Origin of the sequence: Lysinibacillus sphaericus (assembly GCF_000600105.1) — a bacterium.
Lineage (GTDB): Bacteria > Bacillota > Bacilli > Bacillales_A > Planococcaceae > Lysinibacillus > Lysinibacillus sphaericus.
On record NZ_CP006837.1, the window covers coordinates 3750065 to 3769632 of the forward strand.

Annotated in this window: 13 protein-coding genes; 2 read left to right on the top strand and 11 right to left on the bottom strand. The window is 34.1% G+C overall.

The genetic code is table 11. The annotated features are described in order from the left end of the window. The gene (locus tag T479_RS18200) at nucleotides 1-1926 is read right to left on the bottom strand and encodes a hypothetical protein (RefSeq protein WP_025220449.1); all 1926 of its coding nucleotides are present in this window, start codon (nucleotides 1924-1926) and stop codon (nucleotides 1-3) included. A gap of 434 nt (nucleotides 1927-2360) precedes the next feature. Continuing rightward, complete coding sequence (locus tag T479_RS18205; protein ID WP_025220450.1) at nucleotides 2361-3137, bottom strand: SinI family restriction endonuclease; 777 nt, start codon at nucleotides 3135-3137, stop codon at nucleotides 2361-2363. A gap of 136 nt (nucleotides 3138-3273) precedes the next feature. Between T479_RS18205 and T479_RS18210 the strand changes: the two genes are divergently transcribed. Further along, nucleotides 3274-4671 carry a DNA cytosine methyltransferase gene (locus T479_RS18210; protein WP_025220451.1) on the top strand — a complete coding sequence of 466 codons (1398 nt, stop codon included), beginning with the start codon at nucleotides 3274-3276 and terminating at the stop codon, nucleotides 4669-4671. Nucleotides 4672-4757: 86 nt separating this feature from the next. Here the strand turns inward: T479_RS18210 and T479_RS22980 are convergent, their stop codons facing one another. Together T479_RS22980 and T479_RS18220 are read right to left on the bottom strand one after the other, a co-directional pair. Next, nucleotides 4758-5171 (bottom strand): hypothetical protein, encoded by a 414-nt coding sequence (locus T479_RS22980; protein WP_052599531.1) that lies wholly within the window; start codon nucleotides 5169-5171, stop codon nucleotides 4758-4760. 252 nt (nucleotides 5172-5423) lie between these two features. Beyond that, a complete protein-coding gene (locus T479_RS18220) occupies nucleotides 5424-7085 on the bottom strand; it encodes a DUF262 domain-containing protein (protein WP_025220453.1) in 1662 nt (553 codons plus the stop codon). 922 nt (nucleotides 7086-8007) lie between these two features. Between T479_RS18220 and T479_RS22985 the strand changes: the two genes are divergently transcribed. Then, entirely contained in the window at nucleotides 8008-8694 is a 687-nt protein-coding gene (locus T479_RS22985) for a hypothetical protein (RefSeq protein ID WP_052599533.1), read from the top strand. A gap of 809 nt (nucleotides 8695-9503) precedes the next feature. Here T479_RS22985 and T479_RS18230 read toward each other — a convergent pair. The 7 genes from T479_RS18230 to T479_RS22990 all read right to left on the bottom strand — a co-directional run bounded on the left by T479_RS18230 (nucleotide 9504) and on the right by T479_RS22990 (nucleotide 18849). Then, the gene (locus tag T479_RS18230; protein WP_025220455.1) at nucleotides 9504-9719 is read right to left on the bottom strand and encodes a hypothetical protein; all 216 of its coding nucleotides are present in this window, start codon (nucleotides 9717-9719) and stop codon (nucleotides 9504-9506) included. 412 nt (nucleotides 9720-10131) lie between these two features. After that, complete coding sequence (locus T479_RS18235; protein ID WP_025220456.1) at nucleotides 10132-10470, bottom strand: nucleotide pyrophosphohydrolase; 339 nt, start codon at nucleotides 10468-10470, stop codon at nucleotides 10132-10134. A 1-nt stretch (nucleotide 10471) separates the two neighbouring features. Next, a complete protein-coding gene (locus T479_RS18240) occupies nucleotides 10472-12109 on the bottom strand; it encodes a DUF2075 domain-containing protein (protein ID WP_025220457.1) in 1638 nt (545 codons plus the stop codon). Nucleotides 12110-12457: 348 nt separating this feature from the next. Continuing rightward, complete coding sequence (locus tag T479_RS18245) at nucleotides 12458-15655, bottom strand: AAA family ATPase (protein ID WP_025220458.1); 3198 nt, start codon at nucleotides 15653-15655, stop codon at nucleotides 12458-12460. After that, nucleotides 15652-16323, bottom strand: a complete 672-nt coding sequence (locus T479_RS18250) for a hypothetical protein (protein WP_025220459.1) — start codon at nucleotides 16321-16323, stop codon at nucleotides 15652-15654. Before T479_RS18250 ends, T479_RS18245 begins: the two co-directional genes overlap by 4 nt. Beyond that, nucleotides 16274-17677: a hypothetical protein gene (locus tag T479_RS18255; RefSeq protein WP_227665473.1), complete on the bottom strand. Its 1404-nt coding sequence runs from the start codon at nucleotides 17675-17677 to the stop codon at nucleotides 16274-16276. Before T479_RS18255 ends, T479_RS18250 begins: the two co-directional genes overlap by 50 nt. Beyond that, nucleotides 17668-18849 (bottom strand): DUF2399 domain-containing protein, encoded by a 1182-nt coding sequence (locus T479_RS22990; protein ID WP_025220461.1) that lies wholly within the window; start codon nucleotides 18847-18849, stop codon nucleotides 17668-17670. Before T479_RS22990 ends, T479_RS18255 begins: the two co-directional genes overlap by 10 nt. Nucleotides 18850-19568 lie beyond the last annotated feature (719 nt).

A 19568-nucleotide genomic window follows, 5' to 3' on the forward strand; every position in this document is an offset into this window, starting at 1 on the left:
TTACACCTCTATGTAGTAAATAAATTTGACTGCGCGATTATATTTTGGTTTAAGTGCAAGTTGCAGATTCACAATTCCATTTTTAATCGATACATTTTTAATGGCATCCGCTTCAATAACGCATGATTTACTATTATTTTTATCAATGATACTCGAATAATTTTCTTTCATATTAAATTCACCGATATATTCCTTACCCATCCCATCAATAATATTGAATTTCAAATTACATTTTTTTGCTTTCGCAACTTCTGGGCTACCCGCTAAATTTAATTGGATAAATTCATGGTCATTTAATAAAAGGCGTTCCACACGGTATGGATTAATTTTGTATTCATCTTTTTGATCCTCAGCAACGCTTTCCCCCTCACCTTTATCTCGTGCTTTCCCTTTTCTTCGGATGCCGCCACTTTCTTTAGGTTCCCCTGCTTCACCCTTTTGACGTTGTTTTCGTTTCACTTTTACAGGTATTGTGTCAGTTTTATTTCCCTCATCACTCGTAACAATACTATTCCCATTTTTTATTTTTACCGTTCCAAATGACTGTGATAAGTTTTCTTTGAAATCCAATTCCATTGTATAAAGCAAATCTGATGTATTAATTTTTCCATCTACGGGATTATGTTTTCGCATTTCTTCATCAATTACTTTTAAGATTTCTTTATTTAGATTGTTAATAAATCTCTTTGCAAGCTTTGTCAGTTCAGGATCTTTTATATCATCACTTGATATTTTCGTATGGGATTCGTTCTCAAGTGATTTTAAATAACTATCCTCTTCAATACCGCCTATTAACACCGCATTAAAAGGCTTCGTTGCATTATTTTTCACTGCAAAATCTTCAATCTTCATACCAATTGTTCGAATGATTCCAACTCGTCCTTTAGGAATACGTTCATCAAAATTAAAATATAAATTAAACTGAAATACTGTATTAGCATGTGGTATTTCAATTAAACGTGGCTGTAGATCTTTAAACGTTTTCACATACAAAGGTGTGAATACTTTCTTCATTGATTCAATTTCTTGCACGTAATACTGGCTGTCTGCTACAATCGCATCGATCGTCGTGTCATTAATCACTAAATCATTGACATGCACTACTAATTTCTTCTCAATAATCGAAACAAAGAAACTATCACATACCGCACGGATAATTTCATCTTCTCGATAAAAGCTCTTTCTTAAAAATGGAATAACGATTTTTAACCCACGCGTTGTTTTCTCAAAAACTTTGCCATAGCGATTTTCAAATGGCATAAACTTAGAGTCTTCCAGTTTCGCAAAATACCCTGTCGAACGATAATAGTCATCACTAAATTTATGTTCAATTAACTGAATCGTGCCCCCTAAATGCTGTTCACCCTCTTGATCACAATTGGCAAAAAACATCATATGTATATCCGAAGCTGCATTGGACGCTATTTTCCCTACACCGTGTGAACCCCCTCGTGATGCTTCAAATGACTCATCCTTCTCTTCAAAATGAACACCTTTGTTATACGCATAGATTCCCCAAGTATGTTCTTTCGAATTACTCTGACCATACTTCGCGCCTGTTAACCCACGTGTATTACAATCTTCAAATGAAATATAGCGAACTTCCTCATCTATCATAGAAGCTTTCATATGATTAATTGTCTCTTTTGTATAGCCATTACGTCCCTCTAAACTATTAATGCGTTGAACAATTGACGCCATTCCAGGAATTTCATTTCGGTTAACTGTACCTAATTCTATCTTTACTACAACTGGCTGATCCGAATCAGTTAATCGACCATCTAATGAATTTTGTATGTTTTCACGTGTTAACCCCGCCACACCTAAACTATAAAAACGCTCTAAAATTTTATTAAAATTCGATTCTTCGATATTCGGTATTTTGGAAAACTGCCATTCGATATTTGTCGCGCTCAAATCGTGCACCTCATCTTTTTGTATTTATAGGTCATTTATAATCTTATGTCTTATGATTATTTTACCACTAAATTATGTTTTCTAACTTCTAATTTTAGAATAATTTTACTAATGGGTGAGTAAAATAGCTCATTTATTGGAATCCCTACGCCCCGGATACAATATTGATTACAATAACCTAACCATCTGCAAAAAAAACGCAAAGAATGCGTTGTAAAAAGGATCTCTTGAAAATAATAAAACCTCCTAGTGAGTCACAATACTCAACAGGAGGTTTTAATAAATCAATTTAATTCTTGGTAATGTCCAACCATATAAAACAACAACTTTTCAGTTAATTTAACTTGCAACTCACGATGTAAACTCAGAAATATGGGAGTATCAAATATTGCATCTATTTTGATTATACTAAAGTAATAATCCATTATTTATGTAATTACTTTTTAATTAAGAGTTTCAATTTCTTTTGTAGAATTTTCCATTATGTACTCTAGATATTTTTCTTCTGTTAACTGTAATTTTAAATTTTCATCAGCTTGAACCAATACTCTTAAAGCTTCCCAATTTGGAATCGGGTTATTTAAACCTGTTGCAACTCGGGGACGATTTAACCTTTGCCATTTCTTAATTTCTGTACCGTTACGAATTGCGGAACTTGAGCTATTTTCAGTATTATATTTATTTTTCACTTGCAACAAAATGTTCTTTTCACCGAAATAACAAAAATCTATTGCTCTAAAGGTTGAACCGGCACACCAAATCCATCCATAAGGTTCTAACACTTCAGCCAAGTATTCTTCAAGTATGGCCCCGTTCATATTTTCAGCACTCATATATAAGTAATGACCTAATAAATATTTATTAAGTGTTTCATCATCCTCTTCAGTATTTGAAGCAATTCTTTTAGTTAGTGCTGCATCTTTTTCTCCATAATTTTTCAGTGGTCTTTTTATAGCTAAATTTGTTCTTCCCAACTCATAACTATTACTCCATTTAGTTAGATATTCTATAGCCATATTCTCTAAATTACCTTCTTCAAATAATAATACAGTGAAAAGACTAGTATCATTGTTTATTGCAAAGTTAAACATATCTGTTAAATTGTTTCGATGATTCTCATTAACTACTAGTATTTTCGCAATTTCAAATGCAGATTTTGCTTGTTCAACTGTTAATCCTTCATCCAAAATATATTCAAAAGATTTTCTAATTTTAGCCATATTAAATTCCCACCTTAAATTATGTATTAGTTTCTATTTTATCTTATTATACTAGTTAATTGTACACTCTAAATAAATCTATGTTATTATAAATTGTATGTCGGGTCTATAAAAAGTTTCGGAGAGGAGCATCTACATGGAAATGACTATCCAAACAGTTGCAAAACAACTAAAAGTCACAGAACAGTATGCAAGAAAGTTAATGAGAGATGGAAAAATAAAATCGCAAAATATAAATAGAACTTGGATAACAACTCAAAAGGATGTTAATAATTTCTTAAAAACCGGAGAATATGTTGTCGATCCAGATGATAGAAAACGAGTAACTGATGAAATACCAAATATCGTTGCTTTATCATTCTTCAGCGGTGGTATGGGGATGGACATAGGGATGAAAAACGCTGGGATTAATCCACTTCTTGCATCTGAAATAAACAAAGATGCACGGGCTACTATTGCATCTAATAATAATGAAATAGGCTTAATCGGTGATATCTGGGAATGTACAGCTGATAAAATTAGAGAATATGCTAAAATCTCAAATGAACAACAAATAGATATCATATTTGGAGGTCCCCCTTGTCAAGCCTTCTCGACAGCTGGTAATCGAAAGGGTTTTGAAGATGCACGTGGTAATGTTTTTATTCGCTACTTGAATCTAATAGGTGAATTGATGCCAACATATGTAGTTATTGAGAATGTTCGGGGACTTCAAACGACAGAAGCAGTCTTAGACGAAACAAAAGGAAACCCTGTTAAAGGAGGCGTATTACATTATGTCATCGAAAAATTAGAGTCTTTTGGATATAGCGTATCCTTTGAACTTTATAATGCTGCAAATTTTGGCGCCCCTCAAAAACGTGAACGATTTGTTATTATAGGAAAATTAGGAAATAAAAAAGTTCCCTATTTAACTCCTACAAACTCAGAAAATGGGGAATATAACTTACCTCCTTGGAAAACTCTTCAGGAAGCAATTGGGGATATACAAGGAACAGAAATGAACTATATTAAGATACCTGAATCTCGTATAGAATGGTTTAAGAAGATCCCAGAAGGGGGAAATTGGAAATCATTATCTGATGCAGAACAACGTGAAGCGATGGGGGCAAAATACTTTATGGGTGGAGGTAAAACTGGCTTCTTTAGACGCCTATCATTTAGTCAGCCAAGTCCAACACTTGTGACAGTACCTACAATGCCAGCAACTGACTTAATTCATCCCACAGAATTAAGGCCATTATCAATAGAGGAGTATGCCAGAATACAAGGGTTCCCTGACAATTGGGTATTTTGCGGTAGCTTATTGGAACAATATAAACAAATCGGAAACGCTGTTCCAATCAAACTAGGAGAAGCAATAGGAAAAACCATCCTAAATGACATTAACGGCATAAATGACAACATTTATAACACTTTCAAATATTCTAGATATAAAAATACATCTGATATAACTTTCCCTATTCTTTATAAACAGAATCTAGAAAAAGCACTAAAAAGTCAGGAGTCCGAGCAAATTCTACTTCCTATTTAAAAATAATTGTAAAAACTTTGCTGGACAATGATTAGCCAATAATAATTTCATTTTTTAAAGTAAACAGATAGAGTAAAAGGCAAGGCTTAGAATATTTTTCTAGTCCTTGCCTTTTTTAGGGCTTCTTTTAAATGTGGATAGTTATCAAGATATGCAAAATTTTGAGGTGCATTGACATTTATTTTTTTCATAATGGCTAAGGGAACTGGCTCTTCTATTCTCTCAAGCGCAATAATTTCATATGCGAACTTTCTACCATTCGCCATAATTTCAATAAACTTTTCATTCCCTTCATTATACTGGACATCAGTATCAAACTCACATATCGGATTTTTCACCGTCATTTTATATCTAATTTCCTTTACTGGATTAGGTACATAAACCCACATTATAAAAAAACCTTTATCTGATATTATTTTAAAGTTTCTAAATTCAAAATTTTTCTTGGTAGTTTCTATTCGGTTACAGTAGTTTTCATAGATACTTGTTAAAATCTCCATATGCCTATTTAATGTTACTTTTTTAGAATTAGTAACATTCCCTTTCATCAGAATAAAACAAAATCAATAATCATAAACTAAAATCTAATTTTCTAAACCAAAGCAAAACATATTAATAATCTGCATTAGATTCTATTTACTCTGTAGTCATCATTCATTGCTGTCTCGTATTATATAACAAGACCACATGAAAATGCTCAAATGATCTTGTTAAGATATAAGAGATATAAATATCATCTATAAATCAATTAGTTAGAAATCTTTCCATACTTTTTTAGCTACTTCAAACAAATCTTTTTGACGCTCATCAATTCTTGACACTGTCCATTCATTATAATTAGATAATGTTTTTGTCATTTCAATTTTGGATTTTTTATATGTTTCTTTCTTTTCACTGAATACTTTATTTTTGATAGAGGTATTGTATTCATCTGACAATAGAGTTAAATTCCCTATTCTATGAAGGTATTTTTGATGAAGTTCATCTGATATTTTCCATTTACCAATCTTTTTAGGCATAATATGTTCTAAATGTATCACCAAGTTACTTGGGTTTACTAACATTTCTTTTTGTTGATAGTCTGCAATTCTTCTTAGAACAAATTTTGCCACAGAAGAACTTTTAATAATTGCAACTTCAAAATAGTTTTCAAAATCATCATCATTTAGCATTTCTGGTTTCAGTTCGGCAAGTATTTTATTATATGATAATTTCTCTTTACTAATTTTTTTAGCTACTTTTGCAAATAACATTTCATACCTATTTGCTACTTTACCTGCAATTACGCAATTTCTAACTATAAAGCTCTCAATTGCTTGTAAAACTTTCTTAATATCAACTTCATCATAAGAAGCATTAGCCATTGCAATCACTATAGGGAAATACGTACTTGCACTTAAAACCTTTAAGTTTTCTATATGTTTTTCAATTTCTTTATCTACAAAATAGCTCTCATTTTGTGGATCTATTAAAACTTTATACGGATCTAAACTATCTACAAGTTTTTTTGTGAAAGTTAAACATTCGTTAGGCTTCGTTACTGCACGTTTAAGATTTTTATATAACTCTCGTTCTCGAGAGAAATCATTACTCGAGTTCCAAATAGTTCTTATAAATTTTGTAAGATCTATTCCTTCTGCGTTCCCTTGCATTTTTAACCATTCATTTTTCACATCATCAATTAAATTATTTGATGTTTTAAATAAATGATTCTTTAAAAGATCTGACGTTTCTAATTCTTTCCCTCGAGCATTTAAGGTTTCAAATATAATAAATGCTTCATTTATATCATCCGTTTCGACATACATTAGCGTAAATTTGTCTTTAAAAGAAATATAAAAATTAAGTAACTTCTCATATTTGTCATAACTGTCTAATCCAATTAATTCTTCTGAGAGTTTTCTATAAAGAAACTCGTATGCATTTTTAATTCTATTATGAGAAGCTTCTGTAACTTCTCCAGAGATCGGTTTTCCTCTTTGAATAAAGTCTCTAAAGAATATATTATCCATTTTACCCATATGAAATTTCAATCCATTTTCTTCTTCGCTCCAACGTCCCACAATCGCTACACGAATATCTTCAAATTTGTTTAATGCACTTTCTTTCCCTGTTTCATTATATAGCTCATCAAATAAACGTATCATTACGGCAAAAAATATAACTGAAGTTGAACTTCTTTGCTGACCATCAATAATATATTTTTTCTTTTCTTCCATATCGTCATGGACAACTATTTGACCAAAAAAGTGATTTTCTCTATCATTCTCTACTAAGTCCAATAAATCTAACCAAAAATCATTAATTTGTTCTTCTTCATCCCAGGAATATTCCCTTTGATAATCAGGAATAAAATATTTATTAGTCATTAAAAATGTTTCGACCGTACTAAACCCAAAGTTTTTAATCGCCAATTCTTTACACCATCCAACATTATTATTATAAAGTGAATTATACTTTAGTTTCCTAATCCACAACAATATCCGACACAATTTTTTGACATATCACTCCGAGAAAATAATGAAGAACGTAGTACATAGTCAATTTTAGCGTAAAATGCTTGGATACAAGTCAAGATCTAAAGACAATCTGAAAGACCAACCGTTCATTAATCCAAACTCTTAGGCTGTTTGGCTGACCAGGTGTTTTGAAATGTCCACTTAAATTCCTATAAAAAATCATTTTTAAATATGACAAGTGTCGGATTCTATACATGCATTCAACCATTTTCCAATTTATGAATGTGATTATCCTTTCTTTTCACAATACTGCAAGTATCGGAGCCACTTCTTCCTTTGAGTTATTGTATTTGAAGAATATTTGCCTCCTTATCAAGGAAGAAGTCATAATCATATGCAATCTTTTTAGTGCTTCTTTATTCGTTTCAATTCCTGTGATTTCTTCTTGAACAAATTTTAAGCTTTCAATACCCTACCCATTTGTATCTTTCCCTTCAAGTAAAAGAAATAAATTCAATGTTTTATATTATGCTTTTAATTATTCTCGTTCCTTTAAATTTCCATATATCTCAATCACTAAAAGACTTTTTTAAATAATCAAGATTGATAACATCCTCATAAATAAACTGATGTTTCAAAACAAATTTCCCTTCTAACATTTTGGCAGATAATATTTAATATTGGGAACCATTCCTCTATTATAAGAATTAATAACCCAATCTTTACTTTTCCATTTAGTAATTTACCTTAATAGTTAAAATTAGTTATTTTGAATATGTTGTCTATCCTATTTAACCATTTTACCATTTCTCATAATTTAATACGTTTATTTTACATAATATTCCCTTTGATATATTATTTAGTTATTAAGATAGGAGTGATTACTATACATACCCTCAAATCAGCAATCAATGAAGTCTTTTATGAATTAAAGTCTCAAAACCCCACATTAGATAATTACCAATTATGGGAAGAAACATTAAAAATTGAACTTCCTAAATATTTCGCTAGTAAACCAAATAATGTACATCTTCTTAGTAAGAAATTCGAAGAATTTGAGGAAAATCTATATCCTTATTTAGACAAGATAAAAAGCACTGCTTTAACTAGGAAAAATAACATCTATGAATTACTTGGTGCACCTACCCTTAGTTCAGCTAATGCTATTACTCGTGGAATAAATACCAAGCTAGGATTGTTTTGGGAAGAACTAGCTAATCTATCACCCAATGTTTTTTCACCAGAAAAAGAGTTAGGACTTAAACTTCAAGGTGTAGATGTTATAACTTATATAGATAATAATTTATATTTCACGCAACTAAAAACACAAAAGAATACTTTAACAGGTTCTCAGGCTCCTAGACTTACAGGAGAATTATCTCGTTATAAATACTCTTTATTGGCAGCATGTATAAATACAAATTGTGGTTGGACATATGGCGGTCCGATCCAACGTGTTGTGGGTGATGAGTATTGGCGTTTGACGGGTCTTAGCTATAGTGATATTTTAACCCACTTAAAAATTTTATTAGATAATATTGAAGAGTTTTTAATTGAGGACTAGGTTAAATAAAGTATATGGAAGCTAGATATATCCATATACCCCCCCTCAAAATTTCATTTCTAATGATACTTGTTCTTCTAACTTTTCCTTTTAATTATCAATTAATCCGATATTTTCTATCTTGTACTTTTATACTAAATTCATATTCTGTAGGAATTTGTACCTTGTAATAAGCCATAAAACCTCTATTTTGAATACAGATTAATCAAAGTAGAGGTTTCTTTATAACTAAGTATTAGAATTTTATAAAAAAGATTGATCATTTTAATCCATAACGTCTTGAGATATCTGTCTTGCTCATTAAATCTTTTCTTTTTACAGCAGTTTACCTCTTATTGAACTACTTTCATCATTAGTTGTAGGAGGATTTTATTACCTCTGCACACCAATGTTAATCTATCTATGAAATTAATAAGAAAATCAAATCGAGAATAACTCCTCAAAATGCCTCTCCTACTGTGATCACTTCTGTACCTAATTATAACTTTTTAGACATATTTGATAGAAGTGCAGTTGTTTGTAGATGTTTCAGTTGGCTACAAAAACAACTGACGAGTTTTATGCTTAGTCAATTTTGGTATCCCTGTATATAATTACACGCAACATTTTGACACTCTCAATTTGGAATTTGAATTATTTTCCAAGCAGTTTCATATCGTTTTCCACCATTTTTAGTATCATGTTGAAAATACGAAATGATGCTTCTTTAATAGTTAGCAACTCAATAGCGAATTAGCTTAGTAGCAGGCTTTACCTCTAGAATATCAAGGTAGTGATATGGCTTATCTAGGTCAATATCCTCTACATAGTCAATCTGACAAATATCTACAAATTGCTTTAATAATGTATTCGTAACTCTCAATTGTGTGAGGTCTATTCCCACCTATACGCATTTGGTTGAATATGGTATCTAATGCTGTACTTATTACGATACAATCCTTCCGCGCTTTTTCATTACTATTCGATAGAGCTACTACATCACCACTGACAGCAAAAATACCATACTTTCGTTTTCTGTTAGACAAACAAAAAACCCCCCATTAATTTTGATTAGAAGGTCTACGAACAAGCACAAATATGTCACTTTTCCATAGGGATAAGAAAAGGAATATTGCCCAAGATTTCAACTCCCGTTCAATATCCCTAGTCTGTTAAATCGTTGATATGACTACGTTTGTAGCCACTTTATGTATGGAGACGGCGGGGCTTAAAACGGAAAATATAAAAAGTACTGAAATACCAGTGTTTTAAATGGTTTTTCAGCACCTGTTTTAAAGCCTGACCCATAGTTTGACCCAAAATGAATTATCGAGAAAAATATTCCTTACGCTAAATCTATGATCCCAATTTGAAATACAAAACTGTTCAGTAGTAAAAACTTTAACAAATTCACGAAAACTAAGGTTATTAAATTCCTTTTAAATTTGTTTTATAAATTTATATCTCATCATATTTAGTATTTTTCCCAGTAAACTTTTCAATTGGATATTTTTCATTATTTTTTTGAAGTTTATTATTTATTATTTTTACTAAGTCCAAATCCGTCTCATTCGCAAACAATATCGCATAAATCAAAACATCTGCTAGCTCATCCTTCATCTTATCTAAGTTCTTTTCAACTGCTTCTTCACTCGTTTTCCATTGAAACAGCTCTAATAATTCACTTGCTTCAAGTGATAAGGAGAGCGCTAGATCCTTAGGATTATGGAATTGCTGCCAGTTACGTTGGTCTCGGAATTGCAAAATACTTTTACGTAGTTGTTCTAACTCACTCATACTATTCACCTGCTTTTTGATATTCTAAAAGTTTATTGCGCAACGCTTCATCACTTGAATAAATGTACAGACCCCTAATTCCACGCTTCATCAAGATATTGATTGAATTTAGGACGATTTTTTCCTTTGCTTCATTTACATTTTCAATTCCGTCCATACCTGTATATGCACCTTTATCCATATACTTACTCGTATCAATGCTGATTTCATCTTTAACAGCGTCATATTGAACAGATGGCCCAAGTACGACACCAACATAATTTAAATCAAAGCCTTGTATTGTATAAATTGATCCAGCCTCGTGAACGGTTTCTGCTTTTTCTGCCCATGTATATTTCGTACTTGTTGTATTCCATGGCAGTTGGTATTCACCATTTGATTCTTTCACGTAGTAGGTCCCACCATCTTTTTTATGTATGTAATCAAACGTTGATACAACACGACTTAACCCGTGCTGAGTATTTTGGGATTTAATTTCATCATGCATGTCCTTCAAAGATTCAAACACTTTAAATTCGTAGTTTTTATCTTTGGGAAGCGGCAATAATTTTTTTCGCTTGAATTCATTTATCCAATTGATTACGTCATCATTTGCTTGCATGCGGAATTGATTTGTTAACTGGTATTCTTCGTGAAAAGTACTTAATTTCTTAAGCCCTTCTAATGTTGCTGCTCCCCATAGACTCTTCAGTTTTAATACTTGATCTTGATCATAGATAATGACAACTACCTTTGCTAACTTCAAAAACTCCTCTAAATGATTATTGCCGTGGAAGCCATTATAAGTATCTGGCTTCGTTAGCAATAAATGTGCTTCATCTACGAAAATGATATCAGCCTTTTTTCCCTCTTTTTGCAACATATTAATCAGAGATGTAGGTTTTGCAAAGTTTTTGCCTTTTAAATGTTTCACTTGTTTTGCTATGTTTTTATATGTTTTAAACATTTCCTCATGGTTCACAGCTAAATAATTTTCTGTACGATATAAATTTGAAGATGCTTCTTCTACTCTTTCTTGAATCGTATTGAAAATAGAACTTAACACAACGCTTTTGCCAACGCCCGCTTCACCTTCAATGATTAATAGACTTCCATATTCACTTGTGTTTTGAGTCACTCGTTTCTCACAAAAATCGAGTACTTTATCTTTTAATTCAAGTTGTTCTAAAGATAAATCTTTGAAGGGAGATAATTTAAAAATATCTTTGTTTTCAATTACATGTAACTCATTGTCAACAAGCTTATGTTCATATAGTTTTTGCCAAAGTTCTTTAAATAGTTGTTGATCGTAATAAGGTTTATTGTAGTAGTTATGAGTAAAATCGCTAACTGTCTTACTTTTATTTTGAAGCGTATATTTTTCATCGCCTAGAAAGTAGTTAATCAGCTTTGTCTCTAGATGAAATGTTGCTGAACGATTGAAGTGTTCGTGCTTAATCAAATTTACTTGTTGAATATTTTTACGTGCTTTTAAATGAGCTTTCATACGATTTTTAAAATAAACCGTTTCACCAATATAAGCTTCTTTATTGCCATTTAAAACATATATGACTGGGTAATTTAAATACTGCTCTTTGTTGTTGATTTGATTGATGCTTTCTTGTATAAAAGGCCATGATAGTATTTCGATAGCTGTCATTTCTTTACTCCTTATCATTTTGTATAGCAATTTATTAACACTTCTAAAAAATAATCAACTGTATTAGGATTCATCCACTTTGAGAAACTAATAGCTTCGTCCATCCCTTATTTCTCTAGACGCTGGTTACATTCTATATAATTTAAATTTAGCTAATATAGCCTTACTATTTTATTATAATCAATTAATTTTTCAATTCTCTATCGAATTCTCGTGGGTTTAAATGTTAATGGAGAACCCAAGGACTTATTTAAATATCTACATCATTTCAACTAAACACAAAAATTTCAAAAGTTTAACAACTTCTAACACACCCTTATAAAAATCATTAGCCAAAATCAATTACCTTCACTTCTTATTCTGTATCCCCCGAATCGTACTTTTTGGAATCGTGGCGTCGTGCTCTACAATGAATACTTTTGAGAAGCAGTTGTAGTATGTTTCATCGTGTCCTTTTGGCGATACAATGATTAGTTTGCGTTGTAGCTCTTGGGCATAGAGATTGAATACTTTATTTTTTCGTTCATCGTCTAGTGCGCTATCGAATTCGTCGAGGACGATATAGCCTGGTGAAGTGGTTAAGTTTTGTAGTAGAGCGAGGGCGAAAAGGAGTGAGCTTAGTGATTCTTCTCCGCCGGATACGCCTAGGCCTACTTTGCCACTACGAGCTTTCATGCTGACATCTTCGAGGGCGCCTTGATGGCCAATTTTACGTGCTTTAATATAGAGTCGGAAAGTTACGCGACCTGATTTTTCTTCTATGCGTTCTTTTTCGACTTGTCCTTCAAATTGGAACAAATCCATATATTTTTGGAAAAGCGTATTGATTTTGATTAAGTGCATTGTAATCGTAGTTTCTAAGCGATCTTCTTGCTCATTTGCACGAATCGTATTGCTTTCGAGGAGCTGCTCCGATTTTGCTAGCTCCGCATTTTTCTTATCAAAATCTGCTTTTTGCTGATCGTAATTTTGCTGGGCATTTTCGTTTATTTTTTCTAAGCGTGCATTGCGTAGCTGCGCTTGTGCTTGTACGCTTTCAGCCTGTAGCATCGTTAGTGACATGTTCGTTGCGAGTTGTTCGTCTAGTTGTTGTGCTTCTGGCGGCAGTATCTGTTCAAGTTCAATCAAATCGAGCTGACAGCGACTTTTCATCGTTTCATCCAATTCTAGCTTGTCCATTGCCTTTTGAATCGTTAATTCATAACCTGTAATTTGGCTTTCTACGATATTCAATTTACTTTTGAATTGTTGTTGCTGTTCACCTAGTTGTGATTGTTCGCGTTTTTGTTGATTAATTTCACGATCTTTTATCTCCTGCTCCGTAGTAAGTGCTCGGATATTTTGTTGCAAGTATTTTCTTGCCTGCACAATTTGTTGTAGTTGCATTTGCTGGCCTGCAAATGCGCCGAGCTCCTCATGAATTGTCCATTGTTGCTCATAAAAATCCTGATTATGCTTTGCTTCTATTTGCTCGCTTTTTAGCTCGTCTAGTTGAATTTCAAGTGCTGTTTGCTCATCATAAAGAGCTGATAATTTTTGTTCGACTAGTGCAAGTTGCTGCAAATATGATGCATAATCCGCTTGCTTTAATAATGTACTTTCGGCTAATTGCATCGTATAAAGATGACCTTGTAGCTGTTTCAACTGTTGTTGATTTTCTTTATATTGTTGTTTTAAACGTTGCTGCTCGTTCTTTGTTTTTGAATAGTTTTGTTGTACTTCCTGCAACAGCTTTTCAATCGCCCCATCACTTAAAATATATTGCGCCGCTTCCTGCGCACCGCGAACACCGCGCGTATCATATAACAAGCCTTGTTCGATTTTCGGGCTCTCTAAGAAAAACTGCTTGACCCACCAAAGCGCCTTATTCGCATAATTCCGCTGCTGTTCAGTTAAGTCGTTACGAATTTGTAAGCCAAACTCTGGTAGCTTTGAAATACTTTCTGTTGGCACAAGCTGTGGAAGTGATACATAATACAAATCATTGACTGGCTTATAGTTTTTCCCGACATAAAAAATGCTATATTTAATCGCCTCAAGCTGCTTTTCCAACTGCACTGGAGCAGATGGCATAAGCTCGATCAACTCACGTAACGTGTACGCCTCCAGTTGCTGTTGCTTTAAATGTAGTAGTCCTTGCTGCTGGCGTGTTGATACGACCTTTTTTAGTTCATACTGTGTAATATTTTGTTCCATCATTTGAAGATTGATTTTAAGACGTTGTATTTGTTCAAAATCTTGTTCATTTTGCAGTGATAAGGTGTTAATTTGTTGTTCGATTTGCGCACTGCTTCCATAAATTGCTTTGTGCTTTTCTGCCTTTGTGATTTCATCTTTTAGTTGCGATGAAGTGAATTTTAAACGAGCTGTTTCTTGATCAAGCTCGCGTTCTTGCTTGCGCAATTGGGTGTGCTGATTGTTGAGCTCAGCTAATTGCTTTGTAATCGTAGCGTATTGTTTTTTTGTTTGTTCTAGCTTACGTTGTGTCGTGTCGGCATCAAAACGTAAATACTTGCGCTTTTCATCGATTTTTTCAAGTTGCTGTTCTAACTGTTGCTGTAAATTTTGTTGTTGTGTATCTTCATCTTGTTGTTGTTGGAGCTGATTGGTTATGTGCTTTAATTGCGCTGACAATACCTCCATATTTTGTGACACTTGTGTTTTTTGTTGCTCTAGTTCACTTATATTTTGCTTTAATTTTTGCTGCGCAACAATCCGTTTTTCCTTTTCTACTTGATCATGCGCTTTTTGCTCGGACGTCTTGTCAATCGAAGTACTATAATACCCAATCATGCGATGGAGCAACGTATAATATTTTTGGCCGGATGTGAAAATACGTTTTTTGTTGTCCAAATATTTATTAAGATCAGTTTGCGCCGCATTTAAGTTTAACTCTGCCACTTTTTGAAAACCCTTTAAATATTCAATTTCCGTACGAACTTCTTTAATTTTTAATAATGAAGCTTCCCATTCCTTTTGCATCTCAGAAATCTCGAACATATCACTAAATTTGCGGAAACGCTCTTCCGGGTACATCGCCGCAAATTGATTGACTTCTTGCTGATACCAAATTAAATAATAAATATCTGGTTCAATTTTATAGCGTACACGCAAATCTTCACGATACGCTTTGAATGTCCGTCCTGCTGTACCACCAGATGTATAGCGGGCATGCGATGTTAAATGTTCTTTGTCTTGCCCATGTAACACCTCATACTCACGCTGGATCGGGCTATTTTTCGTATCTTGATTGACCGTTAGCTGAAAGGCGATAAATTTTGGACCATCAATTTTCGACTTGCCTTCATTTAAAAATACGAGTGTAATACGTGCGTACCAAGGGTCATTTACTTTTAAATTTGTTGAACGAAGTCCCTCTAGTTCTACCCTTGATGAATGGAGCACTGCCCCAAGGCAAAATGTTAATGTCGATTTCCCTACACCATTTGGACCCGTAATTAAAATATGCTCATCTGGTTCCCCCAAATGAATGCTACGCGATGAGTAGTCGCGAACGCCATGAATTTTTAATTGGTACGGAATCATTCGTTTTCCTCCTCGATATGTAAATTATAGCGATTGAAAAACTTCATTACTTCTTCTTTACTAAGCTGGGTTTCCTGGGCAAATTCAGTTGTGCGTCGTAAAAATGACTCTGAAAACATATGTACTCCTATGGCTGTTAACATATAGGCCTCTTCAGAAACGGATTCGTAGTCTGTAACCGCGCCAATTTTTTTCAGTTGGTCGATATTATTTTTTAATTTGCGATTGGCATTTAGTGATTCATGACCAAAATCAACTAGGATTTGATGCAGGAGCGTAAATTCATGCCCAAGTACTTCTTGGTGATAAAACAAATACAACATAATGGCGAGCGCCTCACTGCTTAATGTTGATTTTGCATGTTTTGCGGTTACATGCATCATGACAATTACGCGGTCTCGACGGTCATCGTAAATCACACGGAAATAGCGACTTAACACGGCATTTAAACGATTGATAAATGAATGGAAAGCATCATCATCTCCATTTTTAATGCCAAGTAGCTTTTCTAAATCTTTCTTTGCTAAGCCGTAATTTGCCCCTTTAATGGATGCGGATGACGAAAATAATAACTGCATAAACGTTAATTCCTCGTCGGTCGTGAGATAGCCCTTTAAGCTATTCATCATCATAAGGGTATTGTCGAACGGTAAATCGTTTGTCGTCATCGTCTATCCACTCCCATTGTTTTTCATAGTCCTTCGTGTAATCAATAGGCTGTTGTTCTACCTTTTTGTTACTCGTTAATGCCGAGACAGCTAATAATGAAAGAATGGCGTCATGCCATTTGTTTGAACTCGATTCCACAATAAGCTCTTCCATTTCCGTTTCACCGTGCTCACTTAAATAATGTTCAATTCGTTCGGTATCAATTAATGACTGTGTCATTTTCCAAGAAGCATCCTGCAATGCATCTTTGATTGGGCGAATATCCATTTCGGTTTCTTCATATGTATGCTCAAGCTGATGAGTCATCGGCTTTTCTAGCTTTGGTTCATACGTTTGTAAATAATGTACGGCATCTGTAATATCTTGTGGGCCAATCGGTGCGGCAAATTTCACAGGGACCCATAAGCCATCCATCCCCTCTTCATCATATTGATTTTGCTCCATAAAACTTAAAATATCGTGGGCTGTTGGGATATTCGTATTAGCTTCTGGTGAATGCATTGCCAAAATAAACTGACGTACCTTTTCTGGTGAAATAGTGTTAGCGGTAGGTGTGAGCTGCATATTAACAAAGCGAATATATTTTGTCAGTAAACTTAAGCTAAGCGAAGTCCCTTTTGAAATGGCAGCCGTTCCGCGACGCATTAAATCACTCATTTTCGTACTTTCTTCGACGGTGCCAAACTGTTGTAAACGTTCATTTAATTTTGTTTCAAGCTCAAGCATGAGTTGATTAATTTTCTCCAGCTGCGGTAAGGCATTGCGATCAGCAAGAAGTTCAAGCTGGCGTTCCTCCAATTGCTTAATCGCCTCTTCAACGTTGTAAATCATCGATGCAATTTTATTGCCTCCAGATATCCCTTGATCGTCATAGGCAGCGCTTATTTCGGCATCGCGTCTCGCTTGAAATAGCGAGCGTCCAATATCATCCTGCAAATAATAGGCTAGCGCATCGTTACCCATGCGAATTAACCCGTCCATTAAATTTTTCCCACGGTCACGCATTTTAATTTGACGGCTCTGTTTCACAATCCAATTATTGCGTTCTAAAATCGTCAGCATTCTCGTAATTTGCGCTAATGTTGGCGGTTCATTATCTTGTGGGTACGTAGACTGATATCGGTAGTACAATACTTCCTCGTTATCAATGGCATCTTTAATGCCGAGAGATGCTTCATTAATTAATTGAATAACATTTAAAAAACGAATCGTTTCGATCGGGGAATCGTACATTTTTTCGGTACTTAATTCCTTTAATACACCTGCTAATGAGGCTAAATCCCGCATTGATTTCATAAATTCTGCGGTTTGATAATCGCTTGTAAAAATTGAAATCGGTTCTTTTACACCCATTTGCTCCACTGTTCCACCCCTCCTAACTGCTGTTCCTGTTCATGCGCTTCTTGTACTTGGGTAGCATAGCTTTCAATTGAATGATACAGCTCATAATCACGTCCAACAATTTTTACCGTTCCCTTAACTAAGGCTGCGGCATATTTGGCTATCGTGATACCTGCGCTATCGGTATCTGTCCAAATAATCGTTTGTTTAATAGAAGATTGTAATAATTGCTCGATAAATTGCTTATGGGCAGAACGAATTTGTCCGTCTAAACAAACGATACAAGAATTCGTGTGCCGTAAAAATTCCGTCTCTACAGCCATACGCGTTAAAATAGCGCGATTTTCAACAAGCCATAACGTTGTATTTGTCGTTATAAAATGTGATGTTAAGACCGCATTATCCGTCGTCGCATGCACCGCGCCAATCGCATACGTTGCAACACTATTTTGCACATGACCAGTAAAATAAATGGGCACAATTTTTCCGATGCTCACAAGCCCATAAAGCGTCGGGTCAATACCACTTTGCTCCAACTGTGTTAAAAAGGCCTCGCGCTCTTGGTCAAATACTTTTGAACCCCCTATCGTATCGTGTAAGGTCGCGCCGATTTCCTTAAAATCAAATAACTCCTTTTGCAAAGATAACGCATAAAATGCTAAACAAAACTCAATATATTTCATGCGCTTTTTCATCGTCCACTGTTCAGGTAGCACGTTCCATTCGATTGCCTGTTGGAATAACTCCGGTAATGCTAGTTGCTCAGCTTTCTGCTGTAACGCCTGCATCTGTTGCTGTTGTTTTATAATCTGTTGTTGCTCGGATTTGTGTTGCGTTTCTATGTAAGCAGGCCCAATGCGGTAATAATCTTCCTTAACACTAATACCGTCTGTGTGATAACGAATTTCACGCACAATCCAACCCTGTTGTAACCACTGTTGAATCGTGTCATTCGTTTCATGTAACGTTCGTTTTGCCTTTGGTGTGAATTTATAAATTGCTAATTTTTTAGGAAAAGGTGAAGTAAATTCTGTCTTCATCGTTATCTTTAAATGTGCCACTTTACGAAATGTACGCGCCGTCTTTCTAACAATCGTCATAACAAATAGTTGCTCTTGCTGTTCCACCTTTTCAATCGTCTCATCCTTTTTCAAAAAATACGATTCGATAAATGCCTCATGCATCGCAAAATCCTCCTCTACTGTGTGCCCTGTTAGTAGAAGCGTACCATATGTTTTGATTGTTGTGGGGAAAGGCAATAAGCCGCGCAACCGTACCTGCGAATATAAACTTTCGAACGCAGCCACGACTTATTGGTAAATCTTAAATTTAATTTTATTATAAATCGTAGAATTAACTATTTCATGAAATCTGCCATCTCCATTTACATAACGACGCTCAGAAGCTTGTTCTGCAAATTATTTAACCATAGAAAAACTACACCTCCAATTTGTTAGATTGTGTCTAACAATTGGAGGTGCAGTTCATCACGGAGTGGTCTTATTATAGTGTATTCAGCTAAAGCATTTAGTTAGTTGAAAAAGGAGTAACTAGCAAAATTAAAAATCAAGTTAGTCCTCCCAATAAAAAATACCATCGAACACTTTATAGATTTCATTTAGTTCTGGAATTGTTAAGATGGTCGGAATTTTAGTTTCAAACGATAGCGGTTTAGATGTATATTCTTTATCTAAAATTCTATAACCTGCATTACCCAATTTTGTTATGATTTCTAGAAACTTTTCTACCATAAAATTTGGCGATTCGGTGATTACTTCATCCGGACAAATATAGGACTTTCCACTAAAATATTCATCCTTCTCCTTCTCAGTATCTATAATTGTCTTCCATCGAGCATCTTTCGCAATAATAGTTACAGGTGCTAATCGACTTATATAGATAG